Genomic DNA, 648 nt, shown 5'->3' on the forward strand with positions numbered 1-648 from the left:
GACCAAAGTCGAACCCCGCTTGAATCATGCCTCAGCAATGGCAGAAACTTCTCCGTATCGCCATTCTCTTTTAAGACTCTGATGCACTTCATAATGATGTCGTACGCTTTGTTGACACGTCGATAATCACCATTCTCAGACCCATCATGATGATCAATGCATGATTGAACAAATCTGTTGAGAGCATTCTCATGCGAAACTGTTTTCTTCATGGACTTCCTCCGAACTGCTACATTATTTCTCAGATGCACTGAACTAACGATCTGGCTTTCGTTTGGTCAGCGACTCATCGAACAATGATAAATTCCCTTTCTCCCATTCTAATATCGTGTACTGTGCAGCAACAGAGACAAGTCCAGTGTCATTTTTGAGCTCGCCTAGAACACGCAAAGCCTCTGTCTCAAACGTAGAGAGCAGTGCACAAGCTGACGAAAGTCTAACACTCGGTGATTCATGATTCAACAATTTCAGAAACTCATCAGTTTCGCCACCTTCCTTTAAAATCTTCATTGACTTGACGACTGAAGAGTAGGCCTTGTTGGCACGACGATAGTCGCCGTTTTCAGTGGCATTACGATGTTCAATGCTTGACTCTACGAATATGGAGAGAGCATTCTCAGGAGAAATATTTTCCTTCATGGACTGCCT

At 43.5% G+C, this 648-nt stretch carries 2 protein-coding genes; both read right to left on the minus strand.

Going from position 1 to position 648, the window contains the following annotated elements; translation table 11 throughout:
• Positions 1-212, minus strand: a 212-nt coding sequence (locus ACLNEE_RS16820; RefSeq protein ID WP_412007442.1) for a hypothetical protein, incomplete at its 3' end; no start/stop codon positions are given.
• A gap of 43 nt (positions 213-255) precedes the next feature.
• Positions 256-648, minus strand: a 393-nt coding sequence (locus ACLNEE_RS16825) for a hypothetical protein (protein WP_412007443.1), incomplete at its 5' end; no start/stop codon positions are given.

It is taken from the genome of Aphanothece stagnina RSMan2012 (assembly GCF_046764815.1).
Taxonomy (GTDB): Bacteria; Cyanobacteriota; Cyanobacteriia; order PCC-6307; family Cyanobiaceae; genus NIES-981.